The following is a 17,086-nucleotide window of genomic DNA, read 5'->3' as shown; positions in this document are numbered from 1 at the left end:
ACGAGGTCTTTATGAATGTCCCTTTCGATCAGCTGTTCACGTGGCTGAAAGATCACAAGATTACTGAAGTCGAGTGTGTGGTCAGCGACTTGACCGGCATCGCTCGCGGCAAGATTGCACCGACTAACAAGTTCCTCCATGAGCGAGGCATGCGCCTGCCGGAAAGTGTGCTTTTGCAAACAGTAACCGGGGATTTTGTCGACGACGACATCTCCTACGACCTGCTCGACCCGGCCGACATCGACATGGTGTGCCGGCCAGTCGTAGACGCGGTTTATGTGATTCCTTGGGCCATCGAGCCGACCGCTATCGTCATCCACGACACGTTCGACAAGTTTGGCAACCCGATCGAACTGTCGCCGCGCAACGTGTTGAAGAAAGTTTTGCAGCTGTATACCGACAAGGGCTGGAAGCCGATTGTTGCGCCGGAAATGGAGTTTTACCTGACGCAACGCTGCGAAGACCCGGACTTGCCGCTGAAGGCGCCGCTCGGGCGTTCCGGGCGTGCGGAAAGCGGTCGGCAATCGTTTTCCATCGACGCCGCCAACGAGTTCGATCCGCTTTTCGAAGACGTCTACGACTGGTGCGAACTTCAGGGCCTGGACCTCGACACGCTGATCCACGAAGACGGCCCGGCGCAGATGGAAATCAACTTCCGCCATGGCGATGCGCTCGACCTCGCGGACCAGATCACCGTGTTCAAGCGCACCCTGCGCGAGGCGGCGCTCAAGCACAACGTCACCGCGACGTTCATGGCCAAGCCGATTGGCGATGAGCCGGGCAGCGCCATGCACTTGCACCAGAGCGTGGTCGATATCGCCACCGGCCAGCCGATCTTTGCTGACGCCGAAGGCAATATGAGCCAGCTATTCCTGCATCACATCGGCGGTTTGCAGAAGTACATTCCGAAAGTGCTGCCGATGTTCGCGCCGAACGTCAATTCGTTCCGCCGCTTCCTGCCGGACACCTCGGCGCCGGTCAACGTTGAATGGGGCGAAGAAAACCGCACCGTCGGTTTGCGCGTGCCGACCTCAACGCCGGACTCGATGCGCGTGGAAAACCGCCTGCCCGGCGCCGACGCCAATCCGTATCTGGCCATTGCTGCGAGCCTGTTGTGCGGCTATCTGGGCATGGTCGAAAAAGTCGAACCGAGCGCTGCGGTGCAGGGCCGCGCTTACGAGCGGCGCAACCTGCGGTTGCCGATCACCATCGAAGACGCGCTGACGCAAATGGAAGAATGCGAAACCGTCGGGCGTTATCTGGGCAGCAAATTCGTGCGCGGTTACGTCGCGGTAAAACGCGCCGAACACGAAAACTTCAAACGCGTGATCAGCTCGTGGGAGCGTGAATTCCTGTTGCTGAGCGTTTAGTCAATAAGGGCCCCATCGCGAGCAAGCTCGCTCCCACAGGGCAACGCATTGCACATGTGGGAGCGAGCTTGCTCGCGATGACAGCCTTCAGAACAGCAAAGAAACGCCTGAAAAAGTCCAATAACTCAAAGAGGTGTCGTCATGCGTCTATTGAAATCCATGGTCCCGGCTGCATTGGCCGTTTTGTTCAGCGCCGGCGCGCAGGCCGCGCCGAGCGTCAGTGTCTACAACTGGACCGATTACATCGGCGAGACCACCCTCGCCGACTTCCAGGCGAAAACCGGGATCAAAGTGATTTATGACGTGTTCGATTCCAACGAAACCCTGGAAGGCAAATTGCTCGCCGGGCGCACCGGTTACGACGTGGTGGTGCCGTCCAACCACTTTCTCGCCCGCCAGGTAAAGGCCGGCGCGTTCCTCAAACTGGATCGTTCGCAACTGCCGAACTTCAAGAACCTCGACCCGAAACTGCTGGCGCTGCTGGAGAAAAACGATCCCGAGAACGCGCATTCGGTCCCTTACCTGTGGGGCACCAATGGCATCGGTTACAACGTCGACAAGGTCAAGCAAGTGCTCGGCATCGATCACATCGATTCCTGGGCCGTGCTGTTTGAACCGGAGAATCTGAAAAAACTCAGCGCTTGCGGCGTGTCGATGATGGACTCGGCGGACGAAGTATTTCCGGCGATCCTCAACTACATGGGCATGGACCCGCGCAGCGAAAACCCTGAAGACTATAAAAAAGCCGAGGCCAAACTGCTGAGCATTCGGCCGTACATCACCTATTTCCACTCCTCGAAATACGTGTCCGACCTGGCCAACGGCGACATCTGCGTAGCGTTCGGTTACTCCGGCGACGTGTTCCAGGCGGCCAATCGGGCCAAGGAAGCGAAAAACGGCGTGAACATCGCCTATGCCATTCCGAAAGAAGGCAGTAACTTGTGGTTCGATTTGCTGGCGATTCCGGCCGATGCGAGCAACCCGAAAGAGGCGCACGCCTTCATCAATTACCTGCTCGACCCGCAAGTGATCGCCAACGTCAGCGCGACGGTGGGTTACGCCAACCCGAACCCGGCGGCCAAGCAATACATGGATGAATCGCTGGTGAACAACCCCGAGATTTATCCGCCGCAAGCGGTGCTCGACAAACTCTACATTTCTACCACCCCGCCCCAGGCGATCATGCGTTTGATGACCCGTTCCTGGAGCAAAGTGAAGTCCAATAAATGAATCAGTTCAGCGACCAACACGCCCATTCCTATTACGCCGCCACGGCAAAAGCCATGGCGCCCTACCCCGCGCTGGCCTCAGACCTTGAGGCCGACGTGTGTGTGATTGGCGGCGGATTTACCGGGGTCAACACCGCGATCGAACTGGCGCAGCGTGGGCTCTCGGTGATTCTGCTCGAGGCGCGGCGGATTGGCTGGGGCGCCAGCGGGCGCAATGGCGGGCAATTGATTCGCGGCATCGGCCACGACGTCAGCGGTTTTGCCCGTTATGTCGGCGAGGAAGGCGTGCGTTACATGGAGCGCGCCGGGGTTGAATCGGTGGCGCTGGTGGGCAATCGCATCGAGCAACACGGGATCGATTGCGACCTGCGCTGGGGTTTCTGCGAATTGGCCAATACGCCAGCGCAGTTTGCTGCATTCAAAGTCGAGCAGGAGCAACTGCTCGCGCAAGGTTATGCGCATGAAACGCGACTGGTGGCGCCCGAGCAGATGCGTCAGCAAGTGGTGGATTCCTCGGTGTACGCCGGTGGTCTGATCGACATGGGCTCGGGGCATTTGCACCCGCTCAACCTGGTGCTCGGCGAAGCACAACTGGCGCAATCGCTGGGCGTGCGGATTTTTGAGCAGAGTCCGGTGCTGGAGATTATCCATGGCAGCACGGTGCAGGTTCGGTGTGCTGGCGGCACGGTGCGCGCCGGCAGTTTGGTGCTCGGCTGCAACGCGCATCTGGAAGAACTCGAACCGAAACTCAGCGGCAAAGTGCTGCCGGCCGGCAGTTACATCATCGCCACCGAACCGTTGCCGCTGGATCTTGCCGCACAGTTGATCCCGCAGAATCTGGCGTTGTGCGATCAGAAAGTCGGGCTGGATTACTATCGGCTCTCGGCGGACCGGCGATTGCTGTTCGGCGGCGCGTGTCATTACTCGGGGCGCGATCCGTCGGACATCGGCGCTTACATGCGCCCGGCGATGCTCAAGGTGTTCCCGCAACTGGCGGATGTGCGCATCGACTATCAGTGGGGCGGCAAAATCGGTATTTCCGCCAACCGCTTTCCGCAGATCGGCCGCTTGAGCCTGCACCCGAACGTGTTTTACGCCCAGGGTTATTCCGGCCATGGCCTCAACGTCACCCACTGGTGCGCCAAGTTGCTGGGCGAAGCGATTCACGCCGGTCACAGCCAGGGTTTCGACGTCTTCAGCGCAGTGCCGCACATGACCTTCCCCGGCGGCCGCGCCTTGCGTTCGCCGCTGCTGGCCCTCGGCATGTTCTGGTATCGCCTGCGCGAAATGCTCGGCTAGCCGCTGACCTCACAAGGAAATTCCCGCCGCCCCCCGTAGGAGCGAGGCTTGCCCGCGAAAGCGGCGGGTCAGCCGACATTTATATCGACTGACCCACCGCCTTCGCGAGCAAGCTCAGCTCCTACAAAAGCGGAGGGGGTTTCAGGCTCACCGTCGCGTTAAACGAATATCTCGTCGTCGGTCCTCCCATCCCTTTGATCAGCCTTTCGATTTGCTCTATCGCGAGGCACTTCTATATTGAGGAGGTGCTCTGACTTTCCTGCCTCCTTGCGAATGCGACCCATGGCCAAGAATGACCAGTTGATCATCTGCGAGCACTGCGACTGCGTGTTTGAAAAAGTCACGCTCGCCAAACATCAGAAAACCCTGTGCACCCGCTGCGGCGGCGTGCTCCAGCGTTATAACGGCCTGACATTGCAGCAACGCCTGGCACTGACTGTCACCGCGCTGATGCTGTGGATGTTCGCCAATTTCTACCCGGTCATGAGCATCAGCCTCCAGGGCCTGAAAAACAGCGCGACGTTGTGGGATTCGGTGGTCGCGCTGAGCCTCGGGCCGATCACCTTCATTGCGCTGGTCGCGGCGATCTCGATGATCATCGCGCCGATCATCCAGCTGATCCTGTTGATCTGGGTCCTGAGTTTCGCCCTCAACCGCCAGCGCTCGCCGGGTTTCAGTTTCTGCATGCGCTGGCTGGAAACCCTGCGCCCGTGGAGCATGCTCGAAGTCTGCCTGCTCGGCGCAATGGTCGCGGTGATCAAACTCGCTGGGCTACTCGACGTACTGCCCGGCATCGGCCTGTTCGCCCTGGCGATCCTCAGCCTGATGATGATCCGCATCGCTGGGCGCGATATCCGTGATTTGTGGGACGACCTATGAGCACGCCGCCGCTCGCCAGTGAACTTGATCTGTGCCTGTGCCACAGCTGCGGCATGGCGTGTGACACCACAGGCGAGCCGCACGAATGCGAACGCTGCGGCGCGCCGTTGCATCGGCGCAAGGTCAACTCACTGGCGCGGACTTGGGCCTTCATGTTCACCGCGCTGGCGTTTTACGTGCCGGCCAATCTGCTGCCGGTGATGAACACCAAAATGGTCGGTGCCGGCGCCGACAGCACCATCATGAGCGGCGTTTTAGAGTTCTGGGAGGCCGGCGCGTGGGACATCGCCCTGATCATCTTTATCGCCAGCATCGCCGTGCCCGGAATCAAATTCGTCGCCCTGACCCTGCTGCTGGTCACCGTGCAACGCGACAGCGATTGGGCGCGCAAGGAGCGTGCGAAGCTTTACCGCTTCGTCGAAGTCATCGGTTATTGGTCGATGCTCGACGTGATCGTCGTTGCGCTGGTGGCGTCGCTGGTGAAATTCCAGGCCTTGGCCGATATCGAGCCACGGCCGGGCATTCTTTTTTTCGGTCTGGTGGTGGTCTTCACCATGTTCTCGGCGATGAGTTTCGATCCACGCCTGATTTGGGATAAATCGCCCCACAACGAGGAGGTCACGGATGAAGTCGCAAGCCACTGACGGGCCGCAAGCCCCGGGTCAGGCCAGTATCAAGACTCGTCGTTTCAGCGTTTCGCTGGTGTGGATCGTGCCGATCGTCGCGGTGCTGGTGGGCATCTCGCTGGTGGTCCACACCCTCATGCAGGAAGGCCCGACCATCGTCGTCACGTTCAAGACCGGCAACGGTTTGACCGCCAACAAAACCGAAGTCAAATACCGCAACGTGGTGATCGGTCACGTCTCTGAAGTCGAGCTGAGCGACGATCAGAAAAGCGTCGACGCTACCATCAAACTGTCGAAACAGGCGGAAACCTTCACTCGCGAAGACTCGCAATTCTGGGTCGTGCGTCCGCGTATCGGCGCGGGGGGCGTTTCCGGCATCGACACCTTGCTGTCCGGTGACTACATCGGCGCCGATATCGGTCACGCCAACGGTCGCGCGAAGAATTTCAAAGGCCTGGAAAACCCGCCGCCGATCACTTACGGCGAGCCCGGCAAGCGCTTCACCCTGCATTCCCAGGACCTCGGTTCGCTGGACATCGGCTCGCCGGTTTACTACCGCAAAATCCAGGTCGGCCAAGTGGTGGCTTATGCGCTGGATGGCGACGGTAAAGGCGTGAATATCGAGCTGTTCATCCACGCGCCGAACGACGCTTATGTCACCGAGAACACGCGTTTCTGGAACGCCAGCGGCATCGACTTGAACATCGGCGCCAACGGCTTCGCGGTGAAGACTGAATCGTTGTCATCGCTGCTGGTCGGCGGCGTCGCATTCCGTGCGCCGGAGTACAGCCCCAACGATCAGCCGGCCACCGAGGAAAAAACCTTCGAGCTGTTCGACGACCAGGTCACCGCCCTCGCCCCACCCAACGGCAAGCCGCAATACCTGAGTCTGCGTTTCGATCAGGCGTTGCGCGGCTTGAAGGTCAATGCGCCGGTGGAATTCCTCGGCATGGAAATTGGCCGGGTGGTGTCGATCAATCTTGATTTCGACGAGAAAAAACGCAGTTTCCCGGTCAACGTCGGCATCGTCATTTACCCGCAACGGCTGGGTCAGGCGCACACCAAAATGGTCAAGGCGCTGATGCATGATCCCAACGACGAAGCGGCCGGCGTGCGGCTGATGGGCACGTTTATCGAAAACGGCCTGCGCGCGCAGGCCCGCAGTGGCAACCTGCTGACCGGCCAGCTGTATATCTCGCTGGATTTCTACCCGAAAGCGGAGAAAGTCGCCTTCGATCCGAGCGTGCGGCCGGTGAGCATTCCGACCATTCCGGGCAGCCTGGAAGAATTGCAAGGCAAGCTGCAGGCGATGGTCGACAAGATCAACAAATTGCCGGTCGAACGCATCGCCAGCAACCTCGACAGCAACCTCGTCGAGTTGCGCAAAGGCCTGACGCAGTTCAACGCGAAAACCTTGCCCGGCGTGCAATCGACGCTGGCGGATGTGAGCAAGACCCTGAATTCGGCCAGTTCGACGTTGGCCGAAGATTCACCGCAGCGTGAGCAGATCACCCAGACCCTGGACGAACTGAAGCGGATGTCGCGCTCACTGCGTGAACTCTCGGATTACCTCGGCCGCCATCCGGAATCGCTGCTGCGCGGGCGTCCCGACAACGCAGCCCCGAACGACTTGCAAGGTCCGCCGCGCAACTGACCACAGGAGCAACACCCATGGCTTTTTCGCCGAAGATTACCTTGCTCGCCGCGTTGTTGCTGTTGACGGCGTGTCGCAGCGACCCGATTCAGTTTCATACGCTGACCCCGGCGCAACCGGCGCGCGGCAGTGGCGACGAGATCCGCATCGAAGGCATCAGCGTGCCGCCGCAGGTTGATCGGGCGCAGATTGTGATTCGCCAGGGCAACAGCGGGCTGGCGATTCTCGAAACCGATTGGTGGGGCGCGAGCCTCGCGGATGAGTTGCGCAGTGCGCTGGTTGATCAGCTGTCCAACGCCAATCCGCAGCGCAAGGTATCGGTGCGCGTGGACGTGCAGCGCTTTGATTCGATTCCTGGGCAGTACGGTTTGATCGATGTGAAATGGCGTCTACGTCCGCTGGGTGCCGGCGATAGCGCATTGGTGACGTGCCGCAGTACTTTGCAAACGCCGTCGGGGCCGTCGATCGAAGATCTGGTGACGGCGCAGCAAAACAACGTCAAGCGTCTGGCCGCGGTGATCAGCCAGGCGGCCGCCAGCCAGCGTGGGTGCCCGGCGCAGGGTTGATCAGGGGAATTGGGGGCCGCTGCGCAGCCCAACGCGAGCAAGCTCGCTCGCCACAGGTTGTGTGTGTGTGAACCCGCGATTGCGGAGATCACCTTCAGCGATATCCGACGAACATTGACAGGGAAAGCACCGCGTACCTGTGGCGAGCTCGCTCGCCACGGGTTGTGTGTGAACCCGCGATTGCGGTGATCACCTTCAGCGATATCCCGCGAACATTGGCAGGGAAAGCACCGCGTACCTGTGGCGAGCGAGCTTGCTCGCGTTTCGGCCGGTCTGGCGCAGGAGTGTGTGGGTTTACAAATCGAAGCGGTCCACGGCGCGGCGGCGTTCGTTGTCGTCGCGGACGTCGTAGTTGGCGGTGGTCTGGATGTTGCTGTGATGCGCGAGTTTCTGCGCGATCGACAAGTCGTGCTCTTCAATCACCCGAGTGATAAACGAACGGCGGAAATCGTGCGGCATGATCTTCACGCCAACCTGCGCGCCCCGCTGGCGGGCGATGTAGTAAATCGCATGTTTGGTAATACGCTCGCGGGTAATGTGGCTGCCGCGACGGATACGGTTGAACAGAAACCCATCGTCCTCAACGCCCTCGCCCAACTGCGACCTGCGCAACTCCAGCCACGCCTCCAACTTGGTAAATGCCCACGCCGGCGCGTACTTGATCAACTGTTTATTGCCCTTCGCCGTTACACGCAAACTGCGTTCGTTGAAATCGACCTGGTTCAAATCCAGGTTCACCGATTCCGACTTGCGCATTCCCGAGCCATACAACACCGCAATAATCGCCGCGTCGCGCAAGCCTTGTGGTCGAGGGTCCGCCGCGCAGACTTCCATCAACTCCTGAATCAACGTGCGTTTGAGATTGCGTCCCTGCGACAAACGCGTGCCGCTGATGCCTTGCACAGAACGCATTTTCAGCAGGTGTTCCTGACTGATCAGGCTCATGCGCCACGCTTCGTTCATCACCCCACGCACAGCGTTGACGTACAGCGACGAGGTATTCGGCGCATAACCGTCAGTGCGCAGCGCAGCCACTAACGCGATGACATCCTCCGGCTGCAGTTGATGCCAGGGGATCTCCTCGATGTTCATGTCTTCGAAGCCCAAACGGTCCGCCGCGTCTTGCAAGACATAACGCATGGTCAGTTGGCTGGAAGGCGCCAGGCGCGCCAGATACACGGTCAACGGGTTGGCTTTGGCGGCCTGCGGTTCAACATCGGGTAAGTCAATCAAACGAAAAAACCTTGGAAAAAAGCGGTTCAACACAATAACTGAATAGTTCGCTCGCGGCCGTTAGCCGCGCCACAAGCTGACCAGCGAAACGAAAAATGTCAACCCGAACCCGCTCTTAAAATAGCCGGCAACTTATTGATGCAAATCGCTTTTCGCACATACCACCAACACACTCTTCTGTAGGAGCTGAGCTTGCTCGCGAAGAGGCCGTATCAGCCAACATTAATGTTGAATGTAATGACGCCTTCGCGAGCAAGCTCGGCTCCTACAGGGGTTGTGTGTACGTTAAATCGGGGCTTTCAGGTCGACGCACAGTGCTTGCGCAAACGCTTTGACCAATGGGCTGCGCACGGTGTTGTGCCGCAGGATCAGATTGAATGGCGTAACGATGTTGATCAACTCCGGCCGCAGCGCGCGAAACTGCCCTTGGGCGACCAGCGTCGCCGCGTAATGCTGCGGCAGAAAACCGATAAAACGCCCGGTCTTGACCAGCAACGCCACGGCTTCGACCTGGGTGGCCGAGGCGGAAAAACTGTCGTACCGAGCAAAGTTGAGCTTGTCCCGATGAATCGCATAACGGTGGTTGACGCACTCGTGATCCTTGAGCATCTGGCTGCTGATCTCGGCGTCCGGCACCTCGAACAACGGATGCCCGAGCGCGCAGTAAACCTGCGAGCGTTCCTCATATAACGCGTAGTAATCGAACTCTTCACGTTTCTGATAAACCGGAACAATCCCCGCCACCAAACGCCCCTCGACAACACCGCGCTCTACTTCATCCAACTGTGATGCCTGAAGTTGAAACCTTACTTTCGGCGACTGATCATTCAGGCGTTTAAGCGCAGCAACTAACGGAGAGTTTGGGTCAGTAATCGTATTGTCAATAACGCCCACACCTAGGTCACCGATAAGTTCGTTCTGCGCTGAACTAAGGCGATCACGAAAGTTATCGACCGAGGCAAACAAATCAATCGACGCCTGATACACCAATCGGCCTTCTTCGGTCAGGTGAAAACCCTCTCGCCCTCGGGTGCACAGACGCATGCCGATGCGAATCTCCAGGTCGGAAATCTGTTTGCTGATGGCTGCCAGGCCCACGTTCAACTCATTCTGCGCGGCACTGAAGCCACCGGCCTCGACCACTGCCTTGAACACTTTGAGCAATTTGAAATCCAGCCCACTGAGCGCCAACGGCGCCCGCTGAGTCGGCTTTGGCGGCGGGTTTCCGGAATTGGAAAGTGGGGTTTCCATAATGCTTATTTACCTCTGGCGCCCTATTCAACACTCTGTGTCCAACAACAAAAACATAGCTGGCCAATAATAATGAACACAGAAAACAAGGCTTGGCAACCGCTGATCAATTCCGTACCTGAGTGCCAACTCACTGATTTAGCACCATTAAAAACTGACACTTCGATCAGTTCTCGCTCCTTCGCAACTGCCCCTTTGAATACTGCTTTGGCCTGACTCCGCCCGATTGATTCGTGGTGGTTATTCGAGCTTCTGGCACATCGATCAGTTCGCTTTACCGACGAGGAAAACAACAATGTCGCAAAACACCGACCGTCTCTGGGGAGCACGCTTCAAAAGCGGCCCATCCGCAGCCCTGGCGGCCCTGTCCCGTTGCCCTGAGCGCTACTTTCGCCTTACGCCGTACGACCTCGCCGGTTCCAAGGCGCATGCCCGTGAATTGCAACGCGCCGGGCTGTTGAGTGAGCAGGAAACCCTGACCATGCTCGACGCGCTGGAGCGTATCGGCAGTGATTTCCGCGCTGGCCGCATCGCCCCGACGCTGGACGACGAAGACGTCCACACCTTCATCGAACGCCTGCTCACCGAACGCCTCGGCGCCCTCGGTGGCAAGCTGCGCGCCGGGCGTTCGCGCAACGACCAGACAGCCAACGACCTGCGTCTTTTTCTGCGTGATCACGTGCGCACCCTGGCCGTAGAAGTGCTGGCATTGCAGCAAGCGCTGGTCGAGCAGGCCGAGCAACATATCGAAAGCATTTGCCCCGGTTTCACGCACTTGCAGCAAGCCCAGCCAATCGTTTTTGCCCACCACTTGCTGGCTCACGCGCAATCGATGCTGCGCGACGTGCAGCGTTTGGTCGACTGGGATAATCGCACCTCGCTGTCGCCACTCGGCGCGGCGGCGATGGCCGGCTCGGCGATTGCGCGCCTGCCGCAGCAATCGGCGAAGGAAATGGGTTACAGCGGCGTCTGCGAAAACTCCATTGATGCCGTCGCCAGCCGCGACCACGTCGCCGAATTCCTGTTTATCGCCAGCATGCTCGGGATCAACATTTCGCGCCTCGCCGAGGAATTTTGCCTGTGGTCGTCGCGGCAATTTCGCTGGGTTGCGCTGGACGATGCCTACGCGACGGGCAGCTCGATCATGCCGCAGAAGAAGAACCCGGACATCGCCGAACTGGCGCGCGGCAAGGCTGGTCGGCTGATTGGCAACCTCACCGGGTTGCTCTCGACGCTCAAATCCCTGCCGCTGTCGTACAACCGCGACTTGAGTGAAGACAAAAACGGCGTGCTCGACAGTGTCGATACGCTGCTGCTGGTGCTGCCGGCCATGGCCGGGATGGTTGCGACCATGAAGGTCAACGTTGAAGAGCTGCGGCGTCAGGCGCCACTGGGCTTCACTCTCGCCACCGAAGTCGCGGACTGGCTGGCGATGCGCGGAGTGCCGTTCAAGGAAGCGCATGAAATCACCGGCGCGCTGGTTCAGGCCTGTGAGAAACATGACATCGAATTGTGGGAAGCGTCGCCGGCGTTGCTGGCAGAGATTGATCTGCGTTTGACCGCCGAGGTGCGCGACAGCCTGACCCTGGAAGCGGCCATCGCCGCACGCAGTGGCTGGGGCGGCACCGCGCCGCAGCAGGTGCGCGAGCAGATCGCCCGCCTGAAAACCGCCCTCGCCGCGCAACACGCGTGGACCGAAAATTACAATGGCTTCCGCCTCTGAACACGACACAAACCCTGTAGGAGCAAGGCTTGCCCGCGAAGAGGTCGTATCAGCCGGCATCAATGCTGAATGACCCACCGCTATCGCGAGCAAGCTCAGCTCCCACAAGGACCGATCCAGACACAAACCCTGTAGGAGCAAGGCTTGCCCGCGAAGAGGTCGTATCAGCCGGCATCAATGCCGAATGACCCGCCGCTATCGCGAGCAAGCTCGGCTCCCACAAGGTCCGAGCCAGATCCAAAACCTGTGGGAGCAAGGCTTGCTCGCGAAGAGGTCGTATCAGTCGGCATCATCGGTGAATGACCCACCGCTATCGCGAGCAAGCTCAGCTCCCACAAGGACCGAGCCAGACACAAAACCTGTGGGATCGTGGTTGGCCTGAATCACCCAGTTTACGGAGAACCCATATGAGCCAGACTCAGGCAGAACGTCTCCAGTCGGAGCGCAAACTGGCGGAAAACCAGTTCGATATCACCCAGTACCACCACGTGCCACGGCGTTATTACGGGCGGATCTTCTTCGCCACCATCATCGTCATCGCCATCCTCGGTTTGGTGCGCGCCTTCGCCGAAGGCAAGATCGAATGGTCGTACATCGGCCAGTTCGTCACCTCACAAGCGATTTTGTGGGGCTTGTTCAACACCATCGTCATGGCCGTGCTGGCGATGGCGCTGGGGATCGTCTTCGGGGTGATCACCGCGATCATGCGCATGTCGGCCAACCCGATCCTGCGTTACGTCGCGCTCACTTACACCTGGCTGTTTCGCGGCACGCCGCTGATTCTGCAACTGCTGTTGTGGTTCAACCTGGCGCTGATTTTCCCCACCATCGGCATCCCCGGCCTGTTCGAAATGGACACCGTGAGCCTGATGACCCCGTTCGTCGCCGCCCTCCTCGGCCTGAGCATCAACCAGGGCGCCTACACCGCCGAAGTAGTGCGCGCCGGGCTGTTGTCGGTGGACACCGGCCAGTACGAAGCGGCCAAGTCGATCGGCATGCCGCGCCTGCAAGCGTTGCGCCGGATCATCCTGCCGCAAGCCATGCGCATCATCATTCCGCCGGTCGGCAACGAGTTTATCGGCATGGTCAAAATGACCTCGCTGGCCAGTGTTATCCAGTACTCGGAGCTGCTCTACAACGCGCAGAACATCTACTACGCCAACGCCCGCGTCATGGAGCTGCTGATCGTCGCCGGCATCTGGTACCTGGTTGCAGTCACCGTGCTGTCCTTTGGCCAAAGCCGTCTGGAGCGTCGTTTCGCTCGCGGCGCCGGCAAGCGTTCTTGAGGAATCGATCATGAGAAACATCGTCAAGGCCGTCAGCCTGAACAAGTATTACGACCAGTTTCACGCGCTCAAGGACATCAACATCGAAGTCGAGCAAGGCGAAGTGCTGTGCATCATCGGCCCGTCCGGCTCGGGCAAAAGCACCTTGCTGCGCTGCGTCAATCAACTGGAGAAAATCGACAAGGGCGGGCTCTGGGTCGATGGCGAGCTGGTCGGTTATCGCGTGGTCGGCAACAAACTGCACGAACTCAATGAATCGCAGATCGCCCGCCAGCGCCTGTCGACCGGCATGGTGTTCCAGCGCTTCAATCTGTTTCCGCACATGACCGTGCTGCAAAACATCATCGAAGGTCCGTGCCAGGTGCTCAAACGTTCGCCCAAAGAGGCGCACGAAGAGGCTTTGGAATTGCTCGCCCGCGTCGGTCTGGCGGACAAACGCGACAGCTACCCGATTGAGTTGTCCGGCGGCCAGCAGCAACGCGTGGCGATTGCCCGCGCGTTGGCCATGCGCCCCAAGTTGATGCTGTTCGATGAACCTACTTCGGCACTCGACCCGGAACTGGTCGGTGAGGTGCTGTCGGTGATGCGCGATCTGGCGCAGACCGGCATGACCATGATCGTCGTCACCCATGAACTGGGCTTCGCTCGCGAAGTGTCCAACCGCATGGTGTTTATGGACGGCGGGCAGATCGTGGAGGCTGGAAGCCCCGAAGAAATACTAATAAGTCCGCAAAACCCGCGCACCCAAAGCTTCATTTCTGCCGTTCGAACCTAAGCGCCAGGCTCGCTACCAAGAGCTGCGTCAAAACACTCAAAAGAGAACGACCATGAAGAATTTCGTAATCCCTGCAGTACTCGCCGGCCTGATGGCTTCCAGCGTCTCCTACGCCGCCGACTTGCCGGCGAACATCAAGGAAAAAGGCGAGATCGTTGTGGCGATCATGCCGAACTACCCGCCGATGGATTTCAAGGATCCGGCGACCAACACCCTGACCGGCCTCGACTATGACCTGGGCAACGCGCTGGCCGAGCGTCTGGGCGTGAAGATCAAATGGCAGGAAACCGGCTTCGAGCAAATGATCAACGCGCTGACCACTGACCGCGTCGACATGGTGTTGTCGGGCATGACCGACACCGCCGAGCGCCAGGCCAGCGTGACGTTTGTCGACTATTTCACCAGTGGTCCGCAGTTCTACACCTTGCAGAAGAACAAGGATTTCAACGAAATCACTGATCTGTGCGGCAAGAAAGTCGGCACCAGCCGCCGCACCACGTTCCCGGCGGAAATCGCCGCGTACAGTCAGGCCAATTGCGAAGCGGCGGGTAAACCGGCGATCGTGGTGATCGGCACCGAGGGCTCGGCGGATGCCCGCGCGCAACTGCGTCAGAGCCGGATTGACGCGGCGATGCAGGGCAGCGAGACGCTGTCGTACCTGAAGACGCAGGAAAAGGACATGTACAAAACCGTCGGCCTGCCGATTTCCGTGCAGTTCACCGGTCTGGGCGTGAGCAAGAAAAAACCCGAGTTGAGCGAAGCAGTGAAAGTCGCACTGCAAAGCATGATCGACGACGGCAGCTACCAGACCATCCTGAAAAAGTGGGACCTGGAACTGGGCGCGATCAAAACCGTGACCATCAACGCCGGCAAGTAGGCCTAGAAGGGTTGCACCCCATGTAGGAGCAAAGCTTGCTCGCGATAGCGTTGGGTCAGGCAACAGAGATGTTGAATGTGCCGACCTCATCGCGAGCAGGCTCGCTCCCACAGGGGTTGGCATGTGAGGCACAAATGTGTGATCCGCCCAAAATCCAATGTAGGAGTGAGCCTGCTCGCGATAGCGGCGGGTCAGGCAACAGAGATGTTGGATATGCCGGCCTCTTCGCGAGCAGGCTCACTCCCACAGGGGTTGGCGGTGACGTACAAATGTGTGATCCGCCCAAAATCCAATGTAGGAGTGAGCCTGCTCGCGATAGCGGCGGGTCAGGCAACAGAGATGTTGGATGTGCCGGCCTCTTCGCGGGCAAGCCTCGCTCCTACAGGGGGCGGTGTTTAATTGAAAATTGCTGGGGTGCCTCTGATGTCCTCCTCGATACAACCCACCTGGCCGGCGCCGCACAAGGCGTGCCTGGCGCTGGCCTTCGACCTCGACGGCCCGACCGGCGATGCGATGCTCAATGGCTCGAACTGGCACAAACCCGAATACTTCGGTTTCGGCGGTTACGGCCCTTACCGCGCGCTGCCGCGCATTCTCGATCTACTCGACGCGTTCAACATCCCGACGACCTTCTTCGTCCCCGCGTGGGTCGTGGAAAACTGGCCGAAACAGTGCCAGGCCATCGTCGAGCGCGGGCATGAAGTCGCCTATCACGGCTACAAACACGAATCCTTCTACGCCCTCACGCTCGAACAGCAAAAAGCCGTCATGCAGAAGTCCCGCGGCGTCTTCTGGAAACACCTGAACATCCGCGCCGAAGGCTTTCGCACGCCGTCCGGCGACTGGCGCGCGGAAACGCCGGCAATGCTCGTGGAGGCCGGCGTGACCTACTCCAGCAGCATGCGCGGCGATGACCGGCCGTACCTGGTCAACGTCCCCGGGTTCGACACACCGCTGGTGGAAATCCCCGGCCGCTGGGAAATGGACGACTACGCCTCGCTCGCCTACACCCGCGCGCCGGACTTCCCGTCGGGCCTGGACCGCACCGCCAGTTACGAGCTGACGCTGGACAACTGGTGCCGCGAATTCGACGGCGCGATGGACGAAGGGCTGTGCCTGACCACCCTGTTCCACCCCAAGATCACCGGCAAACCGGGGCGCATCCTGTTGCTGGAAAAACTCTTCGAACACATGCGCCAGCGCGATGACGTGTGGTTCGCCACCTGCCGCGATGTCGCCCAGTGGTGGCTGAAGGAGCATCACCATGGCTGATCGCATGATCCGTCCCGAAAGTGTCTGGCCCCAAGGTTATCGCTGCGCCGTGGTGCTGACCGTCGATTACAACGACATCCACGGCATCCTCACCCAAGCCCCGGAAGTCGCCGGGCGCGACAAAACCCTGTCGGTGTGGCGCTACGGCAGCCAGCGTGGGGTCGAGCGTTTGCTCGGGTTATTCGCCGAACTGGGCGTGTCGAGCAGTTGGTGCATTCCCGGGATCGTCGCCGAAGAAAACCCCGAACACCTCAAAGCCATTCAGGCCGGCGGACACGAAATCGCCTGCGCCGGCTACCGCCATCAGAACTACGACAACCTGACATTGGCCGAGCAAAGCGCCGACATTGCCAAGGGTTGCGCCGCCCTTGCCGCGCTGACCGGCCAGCGCCCCGTGGGTTTTCGCATTCCGGCGGGCAACGGTGCGCCGGGCTTTATCGAGGCGTTGAGGGAGCAAGGGATCCGCTGGTCGTCCTCGTGGCGCGGCGATGACCTGCCCTTCGCCCACCCGACCGCGCCCGAGGTGATCGAACTGCCGCTGCATTACGAGTTGGAGGACGAACCGTACTTCGCCTTCAACCTCAGCCCGGCGGTGCCGCCGGCACAATCGCGGATCGCGTCGTACAGCCACACCCTGGGCAACCTGCAAATGGACTTCGCCGGGTTTCACCGTTTTGGCCTGTGCTACGTGCTGCGCTTGCACCCGGAAATCATCGCCACACCCGGCAGAATCGGCGTATTACGCGAGTTGCTGGCGGGCATTCAGCAGCACAACGACGTGTGGATCGCCAGCGCTGGCGAAGTCGCGCAATGGTGGGCGGATTCAGCGCTGAAGGTTACCGAGGATCATCCGGCGGCGGTGTATGAACGCCACTACTGGAATTACCGGGAATGAGCGAAGTGATCATGGCTGACGTGAGTGCGATCGTTCCCATGCTCCGCGTGGGAATGCAGCCCGGGATGCTCCGCGTTCCAGAAGCGGACGCAAACCTCCATCGCCGCACTCCCACGCCGAGCATGCGAACGATCTTCATTAAATAAGGACA

15 protein-coding genes are annotated in these 17,086 nt (G+C 59.8%); 13 read left to right on the top strand and 2 right to left on the bottom strand.

Features of this window, described 5'->3' with window-relative positions; genetic code table 11:
- The first annotated feature begins 11 nt into the window (after positions 1-11).
- The 7 genes from FBY12_RS03835 to FBY12_RS03805 all read left to right on the top strand — a co-directional run bounded on the left by FBY12_RS03835 (position 12) and on the right by FBY12_RS03805 (position 7,623).
- Positions 12-1,370: a glutamine synthetase family protein gene (locus FBY12_RS03835; RefSeq protein ID WP_145251328.1), complete on the top strand. Its 1,359-nt coding sequence runs from the start codon at positions 12-14 to the stop codon at positions 1,368-1,370.
- Positions 1,371-1,511: 141 nt separating this feature from the next.
- A complete protein-coding gene (locus tag FBY12_RS03830; RefSeq protein ID WP_145251326.1) occupies positions 1,512-2,600 on the top strand; it encodes a polyamine ABC transporter substrate-binding protein in 1,089 nt (362 codons plus the stop codon).
- Positions 2,597-3,898 carry an FAD-binding oxidoreductase gene (locus tag FBY12_RS03825; RefSeq protein ID WP_145251324.1) on the top strand — a complete coding sequence of 434 codons (1,302 nt, stop codon included), beginning with the start codon at positions 2,597-2,599 and terminating at the stop codon, positions 3,896-3,898. The genes FBY12_RS03830 and FBY12_RS03825 overlap by 4 nt, the downstream gene beginning before the upstream one ends.
- A gap of 282 nt (positions 3,899-4,180) precedes the next feature.
- Positions 4,181-4,777: a paraquat-inducible protein A gene (locus FBY12_RS03820; protein WP_121730751.1), complete on the top strand. Its 597-nt coding sequence runs from the start codon at positions 4,181-4,183 to the stop codon at positions 4,775-4,777.
- Positions 4,774-5,421 carry a paraquat-inducible protein A gene (locus tag FBY12_RS03815; RefSeq protein ID WP_121730750.1) on the top strand — a complete coding sequence of 216 codons (648 nt, stop codon included), beginning with the start codon at positions 4,774-4,776 and terminating at the stop codon, positions 5,419-5,421. The genes FBY12_RS03820 and FBY12_RS03815 overlap by 4 nt, the downstream gene beginning before the upstream one ends.
- Positions 5,402-7,057, top strand: a complete 1,656-nt coding sequence (locus tag FBY12_RS03810) for an intermembrane transport protein PqiB (protein ID WP_121730749.1) — start codon at positions 5,402-5,404, stop codon at positions 7,055-7,057. The genes FBY12_RS03815 and FBY12_RS03810 overlap by 20 nt, the downstream gene beginning before the upstream one ends.
- Before the next feature lie 17 nt (positions 7,058-7,074).
- Entirely contained in the window at positions 7,075-7,623 is a 549-nt protein-coding gene (locus tag FBY12_RS03805; protein ID WP_145251322.1) for a membrane integrity-associated transporter subunit PqiC, read from the top strand.
- A 294-nt stretch (positions 7,624-7,917) separates the two neighbouring features.
- Here FBY12_RS03805 and xerC read toward each other — a convergent pair whose 3' ends face one another.
- Positions 7,918-8,763: a tyrosine recombinase XerC gene (gene xerC, locus FBY12_RS03800; protein ID WP_256663279.1), complete on the bottom strand. Its 846-nt coding sequence runs from the start codon at positions 8,761-8,763 to the stop codon at positions 7,918-7,920.
- A gap of 378 nt (positions 8,764-9,141) precedes the next feature.
- Positions 9,142-10,107 carry a LysR family transcriptional regulator gene (locus tag FBY12_RS03795; RefSeq protein WP_145251320.1) on the bottom strand — a complete coding sequence of 322 codons (966 nt, stop codon included), beginning with the start codon at positions 10,105-10,107 and terminating at the stop codon, positions 9,142-9,144.
- Between the two features lie 295 nt (positions 10,108-10,402).
- Here FBY12_RS03795 and argH point away from each other — a divergent pair, with 295 nt between their 5' ends.
- From argH to FBY12_RS03755, 6 genes are all read left to right on the top strand, one after another.
- Positions 10,403-11,830, top strand: a complete 1,428-nt coding sequence (gene argH, locus FBY12_RS03790) for an argininosuccinate lyase (RefSeq protein WP_145251318.1) — start codon at positions 10,403-10,405, stop codon at positions 11,828-11,830.
- Positions 11,831-12,237: 407 nt separating this feature from the next.
- Positions 12,238-13,116: an amino acid ABC transporter permease gene (locus tag FBY12_RS03785; RefSeq protein WP_092281265.1), complete on the top strand. Its 879-nt coding sequence runs from the start codon at positions 12,238-12,240 to the stop codon at positions 13,114-13,116.
- Positions 13,117-13,126: 10 nt separating this feature from the next.
- Positions 13,127-13,891 (top strand): amino acid ABC transporter ATP-binding protein, encoded by a 765-nt coding sequence (locus FBY12_RS03780; protein ID WP_121757217.1) that lies wholly within the window; start codon positions 13,127-13,129, stop codon positions 13,889-13,891.
- Between the two features lie 52 nt (positions 13,892-13,943).
- Complete coding sequence (locus tag FBY12_RS03775; RefSeq protein ID WP_145251316.1) at positions 13,944-14,768, top strand: ABC transporter substrate-binding protein; 825 nt, start codon at positions 13,944-13,946, stop codon at positions 14,766-14,768.
- Between the two features lie 423 nt (positions 14,769-15,191).
- Complete coding sequence (locus tag FBY12_RS03760) at positions 15,192-16,040, top strand: polysaccharide deacetylase (RefSeq protein WP_145251312.1); 849 nt, start codon at positions 15,192-15,194, stop codon at positions 16,038-16,040.
- Positions 16,033-16,935: a polysaccharide deacetylase gene (locus FBY12_RS03755; RefSeq protein ID WP_145251310.1), complete on the top strand. Its 903-nt coding sequence runs from the start codon at positions 16,033-16,035 to the stop codon at positions 16,933-16,935. Before FBY12_RS03760 ends, FBY12_RS03755 begins: the two co-directional genes overlap by 8 nt.
- Positions 16,936-17,086 lie beyond the last annotated feature (151 nt).

Source organism: Pseudomonas sp. SJZ131, assembly GCF_007828705.1.
Taxonomy (GTDB): domain Bacteria; phylum Pseudomonadota; class Gammaproteobacteria; order Pseudomonadales; family Pseudomonadaceae; genus Aquipseudomonas; species Aquipseudomonas prosekii.
This window is presented reverse-complemented; position numbering and strand designations above follow the sequence as displayed.